Raw genomic sequence first — 17757 nt, 5'->3', positions numbered from 1 at the left:
AGCTGTTTAATAAATGGAAGAGAAGCGCGGAGGATTTTTGAAAGAATAGTTTGATTATATTTTTTGGAGGATTTTTGCTTGCAACAAAGAAATGGACATGCTATAGTATTAAAAGTCGATTGATTGCACAAGTTAATTGCTAGATTAATTGACCAGTTATGAATTAAAATGATTGCACTGTTCCAACAGATGTGATAATATGTAAAAGTTCGATTATAAAGCGCCTGTAGCTCAATTGGATAGAGCGTTTGACTACGGATCAAGAGGCTAGGGGTTCGACTCCTCTCAGGCGCACCACCGGGAAGTAGCTCAGCTTGGTAGAGCACTTGGTTTGGGACCAAGGGGTCGTAGGTTCGAATCCTGTCTTCCCGACCAGAAAATGAATAAATTGTTTCGCTATATAAGCGGGTGTAGTTTAATGGTAAAACCTCAGCCTTCCAAGCTGATGACGAGGGTTCGATTCCCTTCACCCGCTCCATGAAATGATGGGCCTGTAGCTCAGTTGGTTAGAGCGCACGCCTGATAAGCGTGAGGTCGGTGGTTCGAGTCCACCCAGGCCCACTCAACAATTTCTTTCAAAAAAGTTGTTGACATTATTTTTACAAAATGGTATATTAATTAGGTCGCTGTTTTTAGATGCGACATACAAATTGCTCTTTGAAAACTGAACAAAACAACCAGTACGAAAGAAGAAAGACAACCTCGTTTTTCTTAAAAATAAGTCAGAAGTTGACTTCTGAAAGCTAACGTTTCAAACACTTTTATGGAGAGTTTGATCTTGGCTCAGGACGAACGCTGGCGGCGTGCCTAATACATGCAAGTCGAGCGCGGGAAGCGAACGGAACTCTTCGGAGGGAAGTTCGTGGAACGAGCGGCGGACGGGTGAGTAACACGTAGGCAACCTGCCTGTAAGACTGGGATAACTCGCGGAAACGCGAGCTAATACCGGATAACACTTCCCATCACCTGATGAGGAGTTAAAAGACGGCTTTTGCTGTCACTTACAGATGGGCCTGCGGCGCATTAGCTAGTTGGTAAGGTAATGGCTTACCAAGGCGACGATGCGTAGCCGACCTGAGAGGGTGATCGGCCACACTGGGACTGAGACACGGCCCAGACTCCTACGGGAGGCAGCAGTAGGGAATCTTCCGCAATGGACGAAAGTCTGACGGAGCAACGCCGCGTGAGTGATGAAGGTTTTCGGATCGTAAAACTCTGTTGTCGGGGAAGAACAAGTACGATAGTAACTGATCGTACCTTGACGGTACCCGACCAGAAAGTCACGGCTAACTACGTGCCAGCAGCCGCGGTAATACGTAGGTGGCAAGCGTTGTCCGGAATTATTGGGCGTAAAGCGCTCGCAGGCGGTTTTTTAAGTCTGATGTGAAATCTTGCAGCTCAACTGCAAACGTGCATTGGAAACTGGAGGACTTGAGTGCAGAAGAGGAGAGTGGAATTCCACGTGTAGCGGTGAAATGCGTAGAGATGTGGAGGAACACCAGTGGCGAAGGCGACTCTCTGGTCTGTAACTGACGCTGAGGAGCGAAAGCGTGGGGAGCGAACAGGATTAGATACCCTGGTAGTCCACGCCGTAAACGATGAGTGCTAGGTGTTAGGGGGTTTCCGCCCCTTAGTGCTGAAGTTAACGCATTAAGCACTCCGCCTGGGGAGTACGGCCGCAAGGCTGAAACTCAAAAGAATTGACGGGGACCCGCACAAGCGGTGGAGCATGTGGTTTAATTCGAAGCAACGCGAAGAACCTTACCAGGTCTTGACATCCTTTGACCGCTCTAGAGATAGAGTTTTCCCTTCGGGGACAAAGTGACAGGTGGTGCATGGTTGTCGTCAGCTCGTGTCGTGAGATGTTGGGTTAAGTCCCGCAACGAGCGCAACCCTTAATCTTAGTTGCCAGCATTTAGTTGGGCACTCTAAGGTGACTGCCGGTGACAAACCGGAGGAAGGTGGGGATGACGTCAAATCATCATGCCCCTTATGACCTGGGCTACACACGTGCTACAATGGACGGAACAAAGGGAAGCGAAGCGGTGACGTTTTAGCAAATCCCAGAAAACCGTTCTCAGTTCGGATTGCAGGCTGCAACTCGCCTGCATGAAGCCGGAATCGCTAGTAATCGCGGATCAGCATGCCGCGGTGAATACGTTCCCGGGTCTTGTACACACCGCCCGTCACACCACGAGAGTTCGTAACACCCGAAGTCGGTGGGGTAACCTTTTTAGGAGCCAGCCGCCGAAGGTGGGACGAATGATTGGGGTGAAGTCGTAACAAGGTAGCCGTATCGGAAGGTGCGGCTGGATCACCTCCTTTCTAAGGATATATTACGGAATTCGTACTTGGTTGTTTGGTTCAGTTTTGAGAGAGCAATTCTCTCGTTTGTACCTTGAAAACTAAATAAGAGTAACAACGACATCAAACTTTAGAAATAAGGCAAAAAGCTATGGATATAGCAACACAAATGATTACATTCCGTAATCAGCCATCTTATTCAAAAACTTTAGTTAAGTGAATAAGGGCGCACGGTGGATGCCTTGGCACTAGGAGCCGATGAAGGACGGGACTAACACCGATATGCCTCGGGGAGTTGTAAGTAAATGTTATTATCCGAGGATTTCCGAATGGGGAAACCCACTGTTCGTAATGGAACAGGACATCTATCTGAATACATAGGGTAGGTGAGGCATACCCGGGGAACTGAAACATCTCAGTACCTGGAGGAATAGAAAGAAACATCGATTTCCTGAGTAGCGGCGAGCGAAACGGAAAGAGCCCAAACCAAGGAGCTTGCTTCTTGGGGTTGTAGGACATTCCATTGGAGTTACAAAGAAATGCTTTAGATGAATCGACCTGGAAAGGTCAGCCAAAGAAGGTAACAGCCCTGTAATCGAAAAAGCGTTTCCTCCGGAGTGTATCCTGAGTACGGCGGAACACGTGGAATTCCGTCGGAATCCGGGAGGACCATCTCCCAAGGCTAAATACTCCCTAGTGACCGATAGTGAACCAGTACCGTGAGGGAAAGGTGAAAAGCACCCCGGGAGGGGAGTGAAATAGAACCTGAAACCGTGTGCCTACAAGTAGTCGAAGCCCGTTTATGGGTGACGGCGTACCTTTTGTAGAATGGACCGGCGAGTTACGATCGTATGCAAGGTTAAGTGGAAGACACGGAGCCGCAGCGAAAGCGAGTCTGAACAGGGCGAGTGAGTATACGGTCGTAGACCCGAAACTGTGTGATCTACCCATGTCCAGGGTGAAGGTCAGGTAACACTGACTGGAGGCCCGAACCCACGTATGTTGAAAAATGCGGGGATGAGGTGTGGGTAGCGGTGAAATTCCAATCGAACACAGAGATAGCTGGTTCTCTCCGAAATAGCTTTAGGGCTAGCCTCAAGCAATAGAGTACTGGAGGTAGAGCACTGATTGGACTAGGGGCCCCTACCGGGTTACCGAATTCAGTCAAACTCCGAATGCCAGTTACTTCCGCTTGGGAGTCAGACTATGGGTGATAAGGTTCATAGTCGAAAGGGAAACAGCCCAGACCGCCAGCTAAGGTCCCCAAGTATACGTTAAGTGGAAAAGGATGTGGCGTTGCACAGACAACCAGGATGTTGGCTTAGAAGCAGCCATCATTGAAAGAGTGCGTAATAGCTCACTGGTCGAGTGACGCTGCGCCGAAAATGTACCGGGGCTAAACGTATCACCGAAGCTGCGGATTGTTCAGTGCGAACAATGGTAGGAGAGCGTTCAAAGGGCAGAGAAGTCAGACCGTGAGGACTGGTGGAGCGCTTTGAAGTGAGAATGCCGGTATGAGTAGCGAAAAAAGAGTGAGAATCTCTTTCACCGAAAGCCTAAGGTTTCCTGAGGAAGGCTCGTCCTCTCAGGGTTAGTCGGGACCTAAGCCGAGGCCGACAGGCGTAGGCGATGGATAACAGGTTGATATTCCTGTACCACCTCATGATTGTTTGAGCAATGGGGGGACGCAGGAGGATAAGGAGTGCGCACTGATGGATGTGCGTCCAAGCATGCGAGGAAGTCAGATAGGCAAATCCGTCTGACCCATTTCTGAGCTGTGACGGGGAGGGAAATGAAGTACCGAAGTTCCGGATTTCACACTGCCAAGAAAAGCCTCTAGTTAGATCATAGGTGCCCGTACCGCAAACCGACACAGGTAGGCGAGGAGAGAATCCTAAGGTGAGCGGGAGAACTCTCGTTAAGGAACTCGGCAAAATGACCCCGTAACTTCGGGAGAAGGGGTGCTCAGGCTGAGTCTGAGCCGCAGTGAATAGGCCCAAGCGACTGTTTAGCAAAAACACAGGTCTCTGCGAAGCCGAAAGGCGAAGTATAGGGGCTGACACCTGCCCGGTGCTGGAAGGTTAAGAGGAAGAGTTAGCTTTCGGGCGAAGCTCTGAATCGAAGCCCCAGTAAACGGCGGCCGTAACTATAACGGTCCTAAGGTAGCGAAATTCCTTGTCGGGTAAGTTCCGACCCGCACGAAAGGTGCAACGACTTGGGCACTGTCTCAACGAGAGACCCGGTGAAATTATACTATGCGTGAAGATGCGCATTACCCGCGACAGGACGGAAAGACCCCGTGGAGCTTTACTGTAGCCTGATATGGAATGTTTGTGCAGTTTGTACAGGATAGGTGGGAGCCTTTGAAACGTGAGCGCTAGCTTACGTGGAGGCATCCGTGGGATACCACCCTAACTGTATGACCATTCTAACCCAGGACCGTGATCCGGTTCGGAGACAGTGTCAGGCGGGCAGTTTGACTGGGGCGGTCGCCTCCTAAAAGGTAACGGAGGCGCCCAAAGGTTCCCTCAGAATGGTTGGAAATCATTCGAAGAGTGTAAAGGCAGAAGGGAGCTTGACTGCGAGACCTACAAGTCGAGCAGGGACGAAAGTCGGGCTTAGTGATCCGGTGGTTCCGCATGGAAGGGCCATCGCTCAACGGATAAAAGCTACCCCGGGGATAACAGGCTTATCTCCCCCAAGAGTTCACATCGACGGGGAGGTTTGGCACCTCGATGTCGGCTCATCGCATCCTGGGGCTGTAGTCGGTCCCAAGGGTTGGGCTGTTCGCCCATTAAAGCGGTACGCGAGCTGGGTTCAGAACGTCGTGAGACAGTTCGGTCCCTATCCGTCGTGGGCGTCGGAAGTTTGAGAGGAGCTGTCCTTAGTACGAGAGGACCGGGATGGACACACCGCTGGTGTACCAGTTGTTCCGCCAGGAGCATAGCTGGGTAGCTACGTGTGGTAAGGATAAGTGCTGAAAGCATCTAAGCATGAAGCCCCCCTCAAGATGAAACTTCCCATCACTTCAAGTGAGTAAAATCCCTCAAAGACGATGAGGTTGATAGGTCCGAGGTGGAAGCGTGGCGACACGTGCAGCTGACGGATACTAATCGATTGAGGACTTATCTAAGTTTTTGTTTGTCACGTTACTCTTATTTAGTTTTCAGGGTGCAAATTTTTTAAAAAAAGTGTTGCATTTTCATCCTGAAATGCATATAATATAACTTGTCCTTGTTTTTCAGGAAACATCTTCAAGTTACATAAACAATAAGGATGTTCAGTTAAAACCGTTCACGTCCTGTGGACAACACTGAACGACTAACATCCTGTAAGTCTGGCGGCGATAGCGAAGAGGTCACACCTGTTCTCATGCCGAACACAGAAGTTAAGTTCTTCAGCGCCGATGGTAGTTGGGGGCTTCCCCCTGCGAGAGTAGGACGTTGCCAGGCACACTGATAAGAGTAAAGCATCATGCTTTGCTCTTTTTTTGATTTCTTTTAAGAAATGAATCTTATTCTTCTCCATTCTCCTCAAACAGATGCCACTCGTGTTTTTGATTACTATTTAACTGCTCTGTTATGCTTTATTTTTCTAAAAGAAGCACCATTCATCTTTATTTATTTCCTACTCATACTATTTTTCCCTCTATTTATCCAAATTCTAATGCGGTAGTTCTTTTCCTTTTGTATGATAAAGTCAATAAATCATATGAGGAGTGAATGTTTCTATTTGAGGTCTTCCGCATTCGGAAATATAATCGGAGGAATTGACAGATTATTAGTATTGAGACAGAGGCAATTACCTTATGTATGATATTCCATTATATGCAAATCTGTTGGAATAGCTTCCTGAACTTCATATATTTTCATAAGGAAAAAGGGTGATATTTTACGCTGAATTATTACCCGGGGAATAAAATACTGTCTCATATTATTGTTTGATTTTCTTTCGATTAAGTTTATCGCAGTATAGCTGGTTGGAACTGGGGCTGGGGCTGCGCTTACTCGCCCCACCGAAAACCGTTGTTGCACCGTCTGCGCTAGCACATCCATGTGTCGAAAAACCCTCACTGATTGAAGTTTCACTTTATATGATTTTGATCTTTATTCTTATGTTTGAAAGGCTTTTAATCTCTGGAGCGATATTTTTAATAAAGCAGAGTTTGTTTTTGTTCTGGTATTATTGCTGCTCGTTTGAGATACTATTTTATTGATAATTCTGTTATTATTACTTGAAATGGAAGATAGTATTTGGGCAGGTATACAGAATCTCTTAGGGCATCTGCATGAAAGGAGAGTTATTTTGAGAAAATATATTCAGGTATTTGGATTGTTGGTCATGATATTGTTGGCAGTCATTCCATATTTGGTTATTTATGAAGGGGTATCAGCTGCTATACCTGTATTTCCGAATTTTAAAGCCCCGGATTGGTTTATTCCCGTTGGCTTTATTAATATTGCTTTGATTGTTATTGTTGCTTTATTAATAGGAAAAAGTGCAAATAAAGATTAAAGGAGCCGAATGATGGTATTTTCTATGAACAAGCTTAAAAAAATTGAACAAAATATGGTCTTGTTGCCAGAACTGGAATTAACAGTCCAACAAGGGGACATTATTGCCGTTCAAAGTGAAAATGAATATATCGAGCGTTTGTTTGAGCTGTTCAATCATCCTCAGGATATAAAAAAAGGGGCAATAACCCTTCCGGAAGGCGGATTTCAACATGTCTATTTATTTCAGCAGGATGATGGATTGTATAAACGATTGACCGTGTTGCAGATGCTGCGTTTTTGGAGTAAATTATATCAACAACAAGCGGATATAGATTTGATTTTGAATATATGTGAATTACATACCTGCACTTCCAAGAAGACAAAACATCTGACATTATCTGAACAACATCGTTTACAATTTGCTTTGGCACTTATCCAGCAGGCAGACGTATATATTTTTAAAGATCCTTCCCAGATGCTGGATCTTCAATCGAAGCAGGTGCTTCATTATTTACTGCAATATTTGGCAGAGAATGATGGTGCTGTATTATTATTTACTCCGACATTGGAAGAAGCCATTCGTCTTGGGAATGTAGTTTATCGTTATTCTAGCCGCGGAGTGCAGCAAATAGAGCAGAAGATAGAAGAAACAGAGACGAAAGAAGATACTGAGGAAGAAGTTGAAGTAACAAGTATGCAGGTGCAACTGGACAAAATCAGTGCGAAAATTGAGGACAAGATCATCCTTTTTAATCCTTTGGAAATTGATTATGTGGAAGCACGTGACGGTCAGACGTTTCTTTTTGTTAATAAGGAAGAATTTGCTTCGTCGAGTACGATTAAAGCGTTGGAAGAGCGGCTGCTGCCATTTGGCTTTTTCCGTTGCCACCGATCCTATCTGGTTAATTTACAGCGGGTTCGTGAAATTATTATCTGGAGTAAAAATAGTTATAGTCTCAGTCTGGATAATCCATTTAAAAGTACTATACCGCTGTCCAAAGGCAACTATAGTAAATTGAAAGAGTTGATGCATTTATGACAATGGGGGAGAAGAATGACTCTGTTTATCGCTTTAGGGCATTATTTTATAAGGATTTATGTGATTTGCCTTGGAATGGGCAAATCCTATTGAACCAAATCGGAGGAATCGTTTTTATTTCTGTATTTAGTTTCGTTCCTTCCGAAGAACAATTCATTTCTTTGTCATTTCTGCTTGCTCTTATCCTCTCTATGCTTACTTTACTTATGCAAGGGTCTTTGATGGTGGAAGAGTATGAGCAAGGAACCATCCGTCGTTTGAAACAAGCCGGTATGTCCCTAAAAGAACTGATATTTTCCAAAATGCTGCTTACTTTTCTAACGACGGCATGTATATTGATTATTTTTTGCTTCCTTTATGGAACTGGGATAATGTCCAGCCTGAAGCTGCTTCTTTTAATTCTGCCGATTTTAATGACGATACTGATTATCGGAACCTATATAGGAATGAAAGCAAAAAACACAGTTGAGGTGAGCTTGTACAGTGTACCTATTAGTATCCTTTATTTTTTTGTCGAAGGTTTGCTGATGAACAGTACAAAAGAAGATATGCCCTGGCTGGCTATTTTCCCAAATTATCATTTGCATTATGGTATTGAGCAGATTTACTCGAATATGCCTTTTCTGTTCTATTTGATTATCCCTGCCATATGGATGAGTATGATCATTCTTTTATTTGTAATATGGTGTAAAAAGAAGTCTGCTTAAGCAGTCAAATATACTACTGGAGCAACTACAACGATTGTCCAGATCAATGAATACCATGATTCACTCTTTTTTTGATATAATGGTAAGGAATCATTAAATTTTAAAAAGCAAAGGAGGTGAGTAACCATGTTTCTGGAACTGTTTCATAATGCCTTTATAGATTCATCCTTCTTTTATATGTATTTCGGAGTTATCTTGATGACGATGGGAATTATGTACTTTGTTCATTTTCATCATAATCATCCGATTGTATATGATTATGTTATTGGTAATAAACACCAGAATATGAAAATTGATATCAGTCATCTGGAGAAAAACTTCGTTATAAATGAACCCTTTATTCTCTGGCTTATCATGATATGTAAAAGAATAGATGAAAAAGATGATAAAAACGACAGCGTATCCTCTTATTTTAAAAAGGAGCTTAAAATAAGAGGAGGACAATTATGGAAGAAAATGGCTTACTCACAGCCTTTAAAAAATATCGATTTATCATTTTAGTGTTATTGCTTATTGTTGTACTTGCGGGATGCGGAGCTAATACCGCACCGATTGATGGTTCGTCCACAGGGATTTTTGATCATTATTTTGTATATCCTTTTTCTCTGTTGATAAAAAAGATAGCCTCATTGTTTCAAGGTAACTATGGAATCGCGATTGTATTGATTACCATCATTATTCGATTTGTTTTAATGCCGTTCTTTATCAGACAGTCCAAGAATAGCAAAGACTCGCAAAAGAAAATGACAGTGATGAAACCGGAGATGGACCAGATCCAGCAGAAGTATAAAGGGAAGAGCAGTACAGAAGATCAGATGAGTATGCAAAGAGAGTTAAGTGAGCTTTATAAAAAGCATGATTTTAATCCTGTTAAAATGGCCGTTGGATGTTTGCCGATGATTATTCAAATGCCTATCCTGATTGGATTTTATTATGCTATTATGCGCACTCCGGAAATAGCTGAACAGTCATTTCTATGGTTCAGTTTAGGAGAGACAGATATGTTATTTATTGTTTTTGCTGTGCTTATTTACTATATCCAATCAAGGGTGAGTCTCATTGGACTGGATGAAGCTCAGCGAAAACAAATGGCTATTATGAGCTTTGTGTCTCCAGTTATGATTGCAATTGTCTCATTCAATGTGCCGGCAGCGTTGCCACTGTATTGGACTGTCAGCGGATTGTTTATGATTTTACAGACACTTATCATAAAAAAATATGTGCACTAAAAAGAAAGACTAGTAAAAGAATATAAAAATATAAATACCCCTTCTATGATTGTATAGAGGGGGTATTATTGGTATTAAATAATGACTTGGGGGATTGTCAGGTAGTTCAGCGCAGTCCCAGTCTCAGCCAGTTACACTGTGATAAATTATTACGTTTACAAATCGTTACTTTTAGATTTTGATATCACTGCATCAAAGGTATCAATCTTTTGTTTCGTATTAAATGAACGCTCGTTCCATACACTATTTTTAAATGAATTTTCTCTCTTTTCCACAAGGAGTTGATCAGAATGAGGATCAATATTTACATTTTCAAACAATTTTGCATCAATATGCTCCTTATCTTCGTTAAACAGTATTAAATGAATATCACCATTATATGGGGTGCTTCCGTTGTTTTTTATGTAAAAATAATTACTATATGTTCTGCCGGAACGCGGACGTATAAATGGGTCGTATGATGAGTCAATCAGTCCAACCATTATATTTTTATCACTGTCTATAATAATTTTCTCTGTATCTTTATTTGTAAATATTTCTTCTTTTATTTCCAGCCTGTCTGCATAGAAATATTTGTATCCTAAAGGAATCATCCAAGTTAAAAAAATTAACATGATAATAAAGAAAATAGCAATCCATTGGATAGGTAGTTTTTGTCTTTTTTTAATTCTACTGTAGATACTGTCAAAAATATAAAGAAGCATCGATGCTCCTAATGAGGCAAAGATAATCGTATTTAGTTCAGTATTCGGTAAAAAGTTCAAATTATAAACCTGATAATAGTAAATATGTCCTGTGCCTGTTAGTAATAAAATAATAATAGCTTCTATTAAGTAATAAGAACGTAATTGAAGTTTATTTTCTTTATTAAATGAAAATAAAAAGTATGAAATAATTGGAAGTATGATTAGTAAGATCACGATAAAAAGGGTTAAAAAAGTCAAAACTATGTACACCTCATTTATTTATTTTATGCTCTTTAAAAAATGGGGAAAGATATCAATTAAATATCATATATTATCAAATTATATCAGACTATGCTTTTAATGATAATGTTTGTTTTGCACCATCAGATATGGTACGATTTTTAATGATTAATAACAGTTATAAATAATGTTCATGTTGGCTAAACTAATAAATAATCTAATAAAAATAAAAAAGTTTAAAATAGGTATTGCATTATTCCTTAAAAGAAGATATAATAAATCTTGTCCTTAATTAAGGAATTGAAAAAAATACTAATTACTTACATCGCGGGGTGGAGCAGTCTGGCAGCTCGTTGGGCTCATAACCCAAAGGTCGCAGGTTCAAATCCTGCCCCCGCAACCAAATTAAGATCCAGCGTCCCTATTGAAGTACTGGATAGAAAGAATACATAATCTGGGTCCGGTAGTTCAGTTGGTTAGAATGCCTGCCTGTCACGCAGGAGGTCGCGGGTTCGAGTCCCGTCCGGACCGCCATGATTTTTTAAAATAATAGTAATCGACAAGCACATGGTTTCCGCTAAGAAACATGTGTTTTTTTAATGTCATAAAACAAAATGGGCACTTCATCCACAGAATGAACCGGATGGTTTATAAACACTCTGCTTCATGGAAAATGAAATGATATGAATAAATAACATCCTATCTTTCGAAGTGATGATTTGTATCCATTTTAGTAACATAAATTTTTATTTTTTGTCTTTGATTTGCTATGATATGTAGTAGATTAAATAGCTTCATAAATGTTCGCAGGACACATTTAAACTTATCACTTTGCTGATAAGAAGATGTTTCCCTAATGTGAAATAAAGGATACGGTGATAGCATGGATGAATTTTCATTTATTAACGCCATTAAACAAAACGATTATAGGCAGCCGACATTAGTCAAAGGAATAGGTGACGATGCAGCGGTTTTTCGCAGTACATCGGATATTGTTACAACCGTCGATACATTTGTTGAAAATATCCATTTTTCCTTAGAAACGATGGACCCATTTCATGTGGGGTATCGGGTACTGGCTGCAAATATCAGTGATTTAGCTGCAATGGGAGCAGAACCTGCCTTTTATTTGGTTTCTATGTGTATTTCGAAAAAATGGAATCAACAAGCGTTAGAAGAAATTTATCAGGGCATGCGTGATCTTGCAGCCAAACATCAGATGGATTTGATTGGCGGAGATACCGTTTCTGGTGAGAGCTTAATGATTTCCATTACAGCGATGGGATATGTGCCAAAGGATAAAGTCAGGTATCGAAGCGGGGCCCGCCCTGGGGATGTTGTTTTTGCAACTGGTACGTTGGGAGATTCTCGGGCCGGATTAGAAATGCTGCTGCAGGGGCAGGAATGGAAAGACAAAGATTATTATATAAAACGTCACCGGCTGCCAGAGCCAAGAGTGGCTTTTGCGTTAGGTTTACAAGAACTGGACCGTTTGGCTTTAAATGATATTAGTGATGGTATTTCAAGTGAAGCAAATGAAATAGCGGAAGCTTCCGGTATAGAACTTACGATTATAGAAGAGAAGATTCCTGTTTCCCAAAGCTTTCATCAGTTTACTGAAAAGCAGCAGTATGATTGGAAACTTTCAGGTGGAGAGGATTTCGAACTTTTAGGAACAGTGTCAGAAGCAGATTGGCCAAAGGTACAGGAAATTGCTGCAGAAGTGGGAACGCCTGTCCAACAGATAGGCTACGTTTCTGAAGCAGAAGAACCGCGTGTGCTGATTCAATTCTCAGGGGAAACGAAGCAATTAACGAAAAGCGGATATACACATTTAAAGTAGGTGGATGGATTGTTGCGATTGGTATTTAAAACAGAAGAAGAAACGCAGGATTTTGCGTATTGGCTGGCGGAAAAATTACAGCCGAATGATGTTTTAACCCTGGAAGGTCAATTAGGTGTCGGTAAAACGGCTTTTACAAAGGGATTGGCAAAAGGGCTTGGTATTAAGCGGAATATTAGCAGTCCGACCTTTACGATTGTGAAGGAATATCGAGGACGTCTGCCGCTTTATCATATGGATGTGTATCGTCTGGAAAATGCAATGGAGGATATCGGCTTTGATGACTATTTCTTCGGGGATGGTGTCACTGTGATTGAATGGGCGAGTTTTATTGAAGATTTTCTCCCTGAGGAGCGGTTGGACATAAAGATGTATTATACAGAGCATGAGAATCAGCGTGAAATCATACTTACTCCTTTCGGGGAGCATTTTGAACAAGTTGTCAAGGCATGGAGGTAGGAGCTTTTTATGAAAATACTTGCGATGGATACTTCCAATCAAGTTTTAAGTGTGGCATTATTAGATAATAAACAAATCATTGGTGAAATTACCACGAATATCGCTAAAAATCATTCGGTGCGTTTAATGCCGGCAGTGGAAGAGCTGATGAAGGATGTTAATATCAGTCCTGCTGAATTAGACCGTATTGTTGTTGCAAAAGGGCCGGGATCTTATACCGGCGTCCGTATTGGTTTAGCTACAGCCAAAACAATGGCTTGGGCACTGGATATACCGGTTATTGGTGTTTCCAGTTTAGAGGCGTTGGCTTACCAGGGAATTTTATTTGACGGCATTATCTGTCCTTTTTTTGATGCCAGACGTGGTTTAATTTATACAGGTGCCTATCAAAGCAAAAATCAACAACTTCACAAAGTCATGGAAGAAGAAAATATTTTAATGACAGAATGGCTTGCAAAGTTGAAAGAAACAAAAGAAAAAGTCTTATTCTTAAGCCAAGATACAGATACTTTTCAAGCAATGATTACAGAGCAGTTGCAAGAGAAGGCTATCTTTGCTGATACGTCACTTCAGCTCCCGAGAGCGTCTCACTTAGCACTTTTGGGAAGCGAAAAAGAAGCGGATTCTGTGCATGCACTGGTTCCCAATTATCTCCGTTTAGCAGAGGCGGAAGCAAATTGGCAAAAACAGCAGAAGGAAAAACCAAACTTATGAGCACATTTGTGATTCGTCAGATGACCTTGGAAGATGTCCCTGGAGTAGTAGCAGTAGAAGAAGCGACCTTTGCAGGACCGTGGGATATGGATATTTTTTATAAAGAGCTCTGTGAAAATGACCATGCATATTATTTTGTAGCCTGCCTGGACGACAAAATTATTGGCTACATTGGTACATGGATTGTATTTGAAGATGGACAAATTACGAATTTTGCTGTACATCCGGATGTGCGTGGACAAAAAATAGGTGAGAAATTATTTGGTTATATCATGACCTTTATGGCAAGCAGAGGGGTAGAACGGCTTTCTTTAGAAGTGCGTGTTTCGAACACGGTAGCCCAGTCTTTATATAAGAAGTTCGGACTTGTCCCCGGTGGAATTCGAAAGCATTATTACACGGATAATTTTGAAGATGCTATTGTAATGTGGGTGAATGTAAAATGAAAAAAGACACAGTGATATTAGGCATAGAAACGAGTTGCGATGAAACAGCTGCATCGATTGTAAAGAATGGACGAGATATTCTTTCGAATGTGGTTGCTTCTCAAATTGAAAGTCATAAGCGTTTTGGCGGTGTTGTTCCGGAGATTGCTTCGAGGCATCATGTGGAACAAATTACCATGGTACTGGAAGAAGCGGTTCAGCAAGCAGAAGTTACTTGGGATGATATTGACGCTATTGCTGTAACAGAAGGCCCAGGTTTAGTGGGAGCACTTCTTGTCGGTGTTAATGCAGCGAAAGCGCTGGCCTTTGCTAAAAATAAACCACTTATTGGTGTACACCATATTGCCGGGCATGTGTATGCAAACCGTTTGGAAAATGAATTTGAATTCCCTCTTTTAGCGTTGATTGTTTCCGGAGGGCACACGGAGATTGTGCTGATGAAAGATCATTATGCGTATGAATTAATTGGAGAAACAAGAGATGATGCTGCAGGAGAAGCGTATGATAAAGTAGCCCGGATGTTGAAGCTTCCTTATCCAGGTGGACCGGAAATAGACCGTTTAAGTGCAGAAGGAAAGGCAACGATTGATTTTCCGCGTGCCTGGCTGGAAGAAGGGAGTTATGATTTTAGTTTCAGCGGTCTGAAATCGGCTGTTATTAATAAGCTTCATAATGCAGAACAGCGTGGCGAAACACTGGAGCCGGCAAATGTCGCCGCAAGTTTCCAGCAAAGCGTTGTAGAAGTATTAACGGAAAAAACATACCGTGCAGCACAGGAATATAATGTGAAGCAGGTTATTGTAGCGGGCGGTGTCGCTGCAAATAAAGGTTTGCGGGAACGTTTAAAGAATCGGTTTCGTAATGAAAAAGCTGATTTATATATTCCGCCTATTCATCTATGCACAGATAATGCAGCGATGATTGCAGCTGCAGGAACGATTTTATATGAAAAAGAAAAATTTGTAGCACTTGATTTAAACGCAAATCCTTCTTTAATGTTAGAATAGGATTGGTAGCCGTAAAAACATACCAAATGAGTCTGGTAGCATAACGGCGCATGATGAAATTACCGCCCGTGATGCATGTGATATACGCTTATTACATGTAAATCAAGGATAGCGGCAGGGGAAAATTGGTGGGATCCGATGAATAAAAAACAAAATTATTACTTTCAAACTGATTTAATTTTATTATTGCTGGGGTTTGCAATTATCAGTTTTGTATCTATTTATAGTGCGCAGCAGCTAGAACAGTATGATACCAATTTTTTAATTCAGCAAATGTTCTTTTATGCAGTAGGAGTTGGATTAATTGCAGCTGTTCAGTTTCTAGATCTGGAGCAATTGTATAAAACCAGTCTTTACATTTATATAGCCGGTGTTTTACTGCTTGCATTTCTTCCTATCAGCCCAGAGTTTGTTGCAAGAGAAATCAATGGCGCAAAAAGTTGGTATACGCTGATACCGGGATTGACGCTGCAGCCGGCAGAATTTGTAAAAATATCTACTATTTTATTTTTAGCGGCAGTTATCAGCAGACATAAGGAAAAATATGAACGAAGTACGTTAAAGACAGACCTTCAACTTCTCTTCAAATTAATATTATATGCTGCGATACCAGTAGTTTTAATTATGCTGCAGCCGGACTTCGGTACAGCGATGGTATATCTGTTTATAGCTGGCGTACTGATTATTTTATCTGGGATTAACTGGAGAATAATCTTTTTGTTGATTCTCTCAGGAGTTGCCATCATTGGAGCTGTTTTTTTAATTGTTATTGAGTTTCCTGGATTTGCCGAAGAAACGCTTGGGATAAAGCCATATCAAATTGACCGTGTCATGACTTGGTTTGACCCATCACAGCAAACAGCAGATGCCAATTTCCAGTTTGAACGTTCGCAAATGGCGCTCGGTTCAGGGCAGTTATTTGGAAAAGGGATAGGCAGTGTCGAAGTGAACTATCCAGAAGCCCATACCGATTTTATTTTCTCTGTTATAGGGGAAAGCTTTGGCTTCGTGGGAACTGCTTTTGTTGTTCTGCTATACTTTATGTTTTTATATAAATTGGTAACGCTCGGATTAAATATTTATAAGCATTCTCCATTTGGAGCATATTTCTGTTTTGGATTTTTAAGTTTAATGCTTGTCCATATTTTTCAAAATATCGGTATGACAATCGGAATTATGCCAATTACGGGTATTCCTTTGCTTTTACTAAGCTATGGAGGCAGTTCCGTTATGTCAACGATGTTAGGTGTAGCAGTCATTTATAGAGTTGCTGTGGAAGAAACGATACAGAATGATTATTTATTTAAATAAAATGACTCCCATTAGTGACAAGGACCATATGGCTTGAAATCAGTGCTAGACAGATAAAAAAGCAAATGAAAAAGCATGGAGATGAACTTTTCTCCATGCTTTTTCATTATGAGTATACTTAGCCAATGAATTGATGATGCATGATATCTTGATCAAGCACCGTAATAATAACCGATTCAATTTGATTATCCTTTACGGAATGTACCGTGAATTTAAGATGTTTATAGTATACGGTATTCTTTTGATTCGCAGACTGCCAATCGATTAATTCGGTTAAAAAGTGACGCAATGTTTGATGTGGTGTATCGATTGGAAATGTCACCCCAAGGGAGCCTTCTAATATAAACAAGTCTGTAGCTCCGTTAACTAGGTAGCGATTGCCAGAAAGTGGGAAAATATCTTTTGTCTCCATGGTTATCGGATGGTGATCCCCTAATAAATCTTTGGTAATATCCCTGATAATATCTTCTAAAGTAATTAACCCCTGTGTCCCTCCAAATTCATCAAGCACAATGGCAATACTGTAATCTTTTTCCCGCATGTCTTTAAAAACAGCATCCATTTCCTGATTCATTCGTACGTAAGCAGCAGGACGAATAAGATGATGTAAAGAAAAGAAAGCGGGTGATGTATTTGATTTTAAATGGTGGAAAAAGTCTTTCACATGTAATATCCCTGCAATTTGGTCAATGTCTTCCTCGTAAACCGGGATTCGTGTGAAGTCTGTTTTCTGAATAACAGAAAATACCTCTTCTAACGTAGCATCTATTTGTAAAACAGTTAAATCCGTGCGATGTGTAGCAATTTCTCCCACATCGTTACCACTGAATTCGATAATATTTTGGGATTCCTGCTGCTCATCTGATGGTTGTCTTTCATTAATATTTGTTTTTGAAAAGGAATCCGGAAATAATCTGGGGAATCTTTTCATAATAAAATGCGGATACTTTTTTGCCAGCCATTTCGGCAATAGATATCCTGCACTAATCCATATGCCAAATAAAAAGAAACTGGAAATAAATACTGGAATAAACGTATGCATCGTATGTGAAAAAGAGAAAACAGCATCAGAGAAATTTCGGCCGAGCGGGGCAGTAACAGTCACAGTAAGCCAAGCACTGCTAAACAGGCCGATAAACAGGAGTATAAAAGAAAGGAAACGGGAATGGAAACGTACTTCTTCCCTGTCTGATTGAGATAACCTTGTTTCTTTGACAGCATAATACATCAAACTGGCAAGAATGAAAAATAAAAAAGTAACGACGGGTATCCCCAC

At 41.2% G+C, this 17757-nt stretch carries 13 protein-coding genes, 6 tRNA genes and 3 rRNA genes; 20 read left to right on the top strand and 2 right to left on the bottom strand.

Going from position 1 to position 17757, the window contains the following annotated elements; genetic code table 11:
* Positions 1 to 220: 220 nt before the first annotated feature.
* From B7E05_RS16875 to yidC, 12 genes are all read left to right on the top strand, one after another.
* Positions 221 to 297 (top strand) — tRNA-Arg (locus B7E05_RS16875).
* 1 nt (position 298) lies between these two features.
* Positions 299 to 375, top strand: a tRNA-Pro gene (locus B7E05_RS16870).
* Between the two features lie 29 nt (positions 376 to 404).
* Positions 405 to 478, top strand: a tRNA-Gly gene (locus B7E05_RS16865).
* Positions 479 to 487: 9 nt separating this feature from the next.
* Positions 488 to 561 (top strand) — tRNA-Ile (locus B7E05_RS16860).
* A gap of 199 nt (positions 562 to 760) precedes the next feature.
* Positions 761 to 2325: ribosomal RNA gene (locus tag B7E05_RS16855) — 16S ribosomal RNA — on the top strand.
* Between the two features lie 189 nt (positions 2326 to 2514).
* Positions 2515 to 5437: ribosomal RNA gene (locus B7E05_RS16850) — 23S ribosomal RNA — on the top strand.
* A 203-nt stretch (positions 5438 to 5640) separates the two neighbouring features.
* A 5S ribosomal RNA gene (gene rrf, locus B7E05_RS16845) occupies positions 5641 to 5756 on the top strand.
* Together the 16S, 23S and 5S rRNA genes with 4 tRNA genes alongside form the textbook arrangement of a ribosomal RNA operon.
* An 853-nt stretch (positions 5757 to 6609) precedes the next feature.
* Positions 6610 to 6819 carry a hypothetical protein gene (locus tag B7E05_RS16835; protein ID WP_080875297.1) on the top strand — a complete coding sequence of 70 codons (210 nt, stop codon included), beginning with the start codon at positions 6610 to 6612 and terminating at the stop codon, positions 6817 to 6819.
* A 12-nt stretch (positions 6820 to 6831) separates the two neighbouring features.
* A complete protein-coding gene (locus B7E05_RS16830) occupies positions 6832 to 7839 on the top strand; it encodes a LytTR family transcriptional regulator DNA-binding domain-containing protein (RefSeq protein ID WP_179134564.1) in 1008 nt (335 codons plus the stop codon).
* Positions 7836 to 8546 carry an ABC transporter permease gene (locus B7E05_RS16825; RefSeq protein ID WP_080875295.1) on the top strand — a complete coding sequence of 237 codons (711 nt, stop codon included), beginning with the start codon at positions 7836 to 7838 and terminating at the stop codon, positions 8544 to 8546. The genes B7E05_RS16830 and B7E05_RS16825 overlap by 4 nt, the downstream gene beginning before the upstream one ends.
* 126 nt (positions 8547 to 8672) lie before the next feature.
* Positions 8673 to 9047 (top strand): hypothetical protein, encoded by a 375-nt coding sequence (locus B7E05_RS16820; protein ID WP_080875294.1) that lies wholly within the window; start codon positions 8673 to 8675, stop codon positions 9045 to 9047.
* Positions 8993 to 9775 (top strand): membrane protein insertase YidC, encoded by a 783-nt coding sequence (gene yidC / locus B7E05_RS16815; RefSeq protein ID WP_080875293.1) that lies wholly within the window; start codon positions 8993 to 8995, stop codon positions 9773 to 9775. Before B7E05_RS16820 ends, yidC begins: the two co-directional genes overlap by 55 nt.
* 155 nt (positions 9776 to 9930) lie before the next feature.
* Here yidC and B7E05_RS16810 read toward each other — a convergent pair whose 3' ends face one another.
* On the bottom strand, positions 9931 to 10719 hold the full coding sequence (locus B7E05_RS16810; RefSeq protein ID WP_080875292.1) for a hypothetical protein: 789 nt from the start codon (positions 10717 to 10719) through the stop codon (positions 9931 to 9933).
* A 308-nt stretch (positions 10720 to 11027) separates the two neighbouring features.
* On the opposite strand from B7E05_RS16810, the gene B7E05_RS16805 reads away from it, so the two are divergent.
* From B7E05_RS16805 to B7E05_RS16770, 8 genes are all read left to right on the top strand, one after another.
* Positions 11028 to 11104, top strand: a tRNA-Met gene (locus B7E05_RS16805).
* 54 nt (positions 11105 to 11158) lie between these two features.
* Positions 11159 to 11235: transfer RNA gene (locus tag B7E05_RS16800), tRNA-Asp, on the top strand.
* Between the two features lie 349 nt (positions 11236 to 11584).
* Positions 11585 to 12544: a thiamine-phosphate kinase gene (thiL, locus tag B7E05_RS16795; RefSeq protein WP_080875291.1), complete on the top strand. Its 960-nt coding sequence runs from the start codon at positions 11585 to 11587 to the stop codon at positions 12542 to 12544.
* A 12-nt stretch (positions 12545 to 12556) separates the two neighbouring features.
* Positions 12557 to 13003 (top strand): tRNA (adenosine(37)-N6)-threonylcarbamoyltransferase complex ATPase subunit type 1 TsaE, encoded by a 447-nt coding sequence (gene tsaE, locus B7E05_RS16790; RefSeq protein WP_143833247.1) that lies wholly within the window; start codon positions 12557 to 12559, stop codon positions 13001 to 13003.
* A gap of 9 nt (positions 13004 to 13012) precedes the next feature.
* On the top strand, positions 13013 to 13717 hold the full coding sequence (gene tsaB / locus B7E05_RS16785) for a tRNA (adenosine(37)-N6)-threonylcarbamoyltransferase complex dimerization subunit type 1 TsaB (RefSeq protein ID WP_080875289.1): 705 nt from the start codon (positions 13013 to 13015) through the stop codon (positions 13715 to 13717).
* On the top strand, positions 13681 to 14163 hold the full coding sequence (gene rimI / locus B7E05_RS16780) for a ribosomal protein S18-alanine N-acetyltransferase (protein ID WP_342745006.1): 483 nt from the start codon (positions 13681 to 13683) through the stop codon (positions 14161 to 14163). The genes tsaB and rimI overlap by 37 nt, the downstream gene beginning before the upstream one ends.
* Positions 14160 to 15170, top strand: coding sequence for a tRNA (adenosine(37)-N6)-threonylcarbamoyltransferase complex transferase subunit TsaD (gene tsaD / locus B7E05_RS16775; RefSeq protein ID WP_080875288.1), 1011 nt, complete (start codon positions 14160 to 14162; stop codon positions 15168 to 15170). Before rimI ends, tsaD begins: the two co-directional genes overlap by 4 nt.
* Positions 15171 to 15308: 138 nt before the next feature.
* Positions 15309 to 16481 (top strand): FtsW/RodA/SpoVE family cell cycle protein, encoded by a 1173-nt coding sequence (locus B7E05_RS16770; RefSeq protein ID WP_080875287.1) that lies wholly within the window; start codon positions 15309 to 15311, stop codon positions 16479 to 16481.
* 118 nt (positions 16482 to 16599) lie between these two features.
* Here the strand turns inward: B7E05_RS16770 and B7E05_RS16765 are convergent, their stop codons facing one another.
* On the bottom strand, positions 16600 to 17757 hold the full coding sequence (locus tag B7E05_RS16765; protein WP_080875286.1) for a CBS domain-containing protein: 1158 nt from the start codon (positions 17755 to 17757) through the stop codon (positions 16600 to 16602).

The organism is Oceanobacillus timonensis (genome assembly GCF_900166635.1).
Taxonomy (GTDB): Bacteria; Bacillota; Bacilli; order Bacillales; family Amphibacillaceae; genus Oceanobacillus; species Oceanobacillus timonensis.
This window is presented reverse-complemented; position numbering and strand designations above follow the sequence as displayed.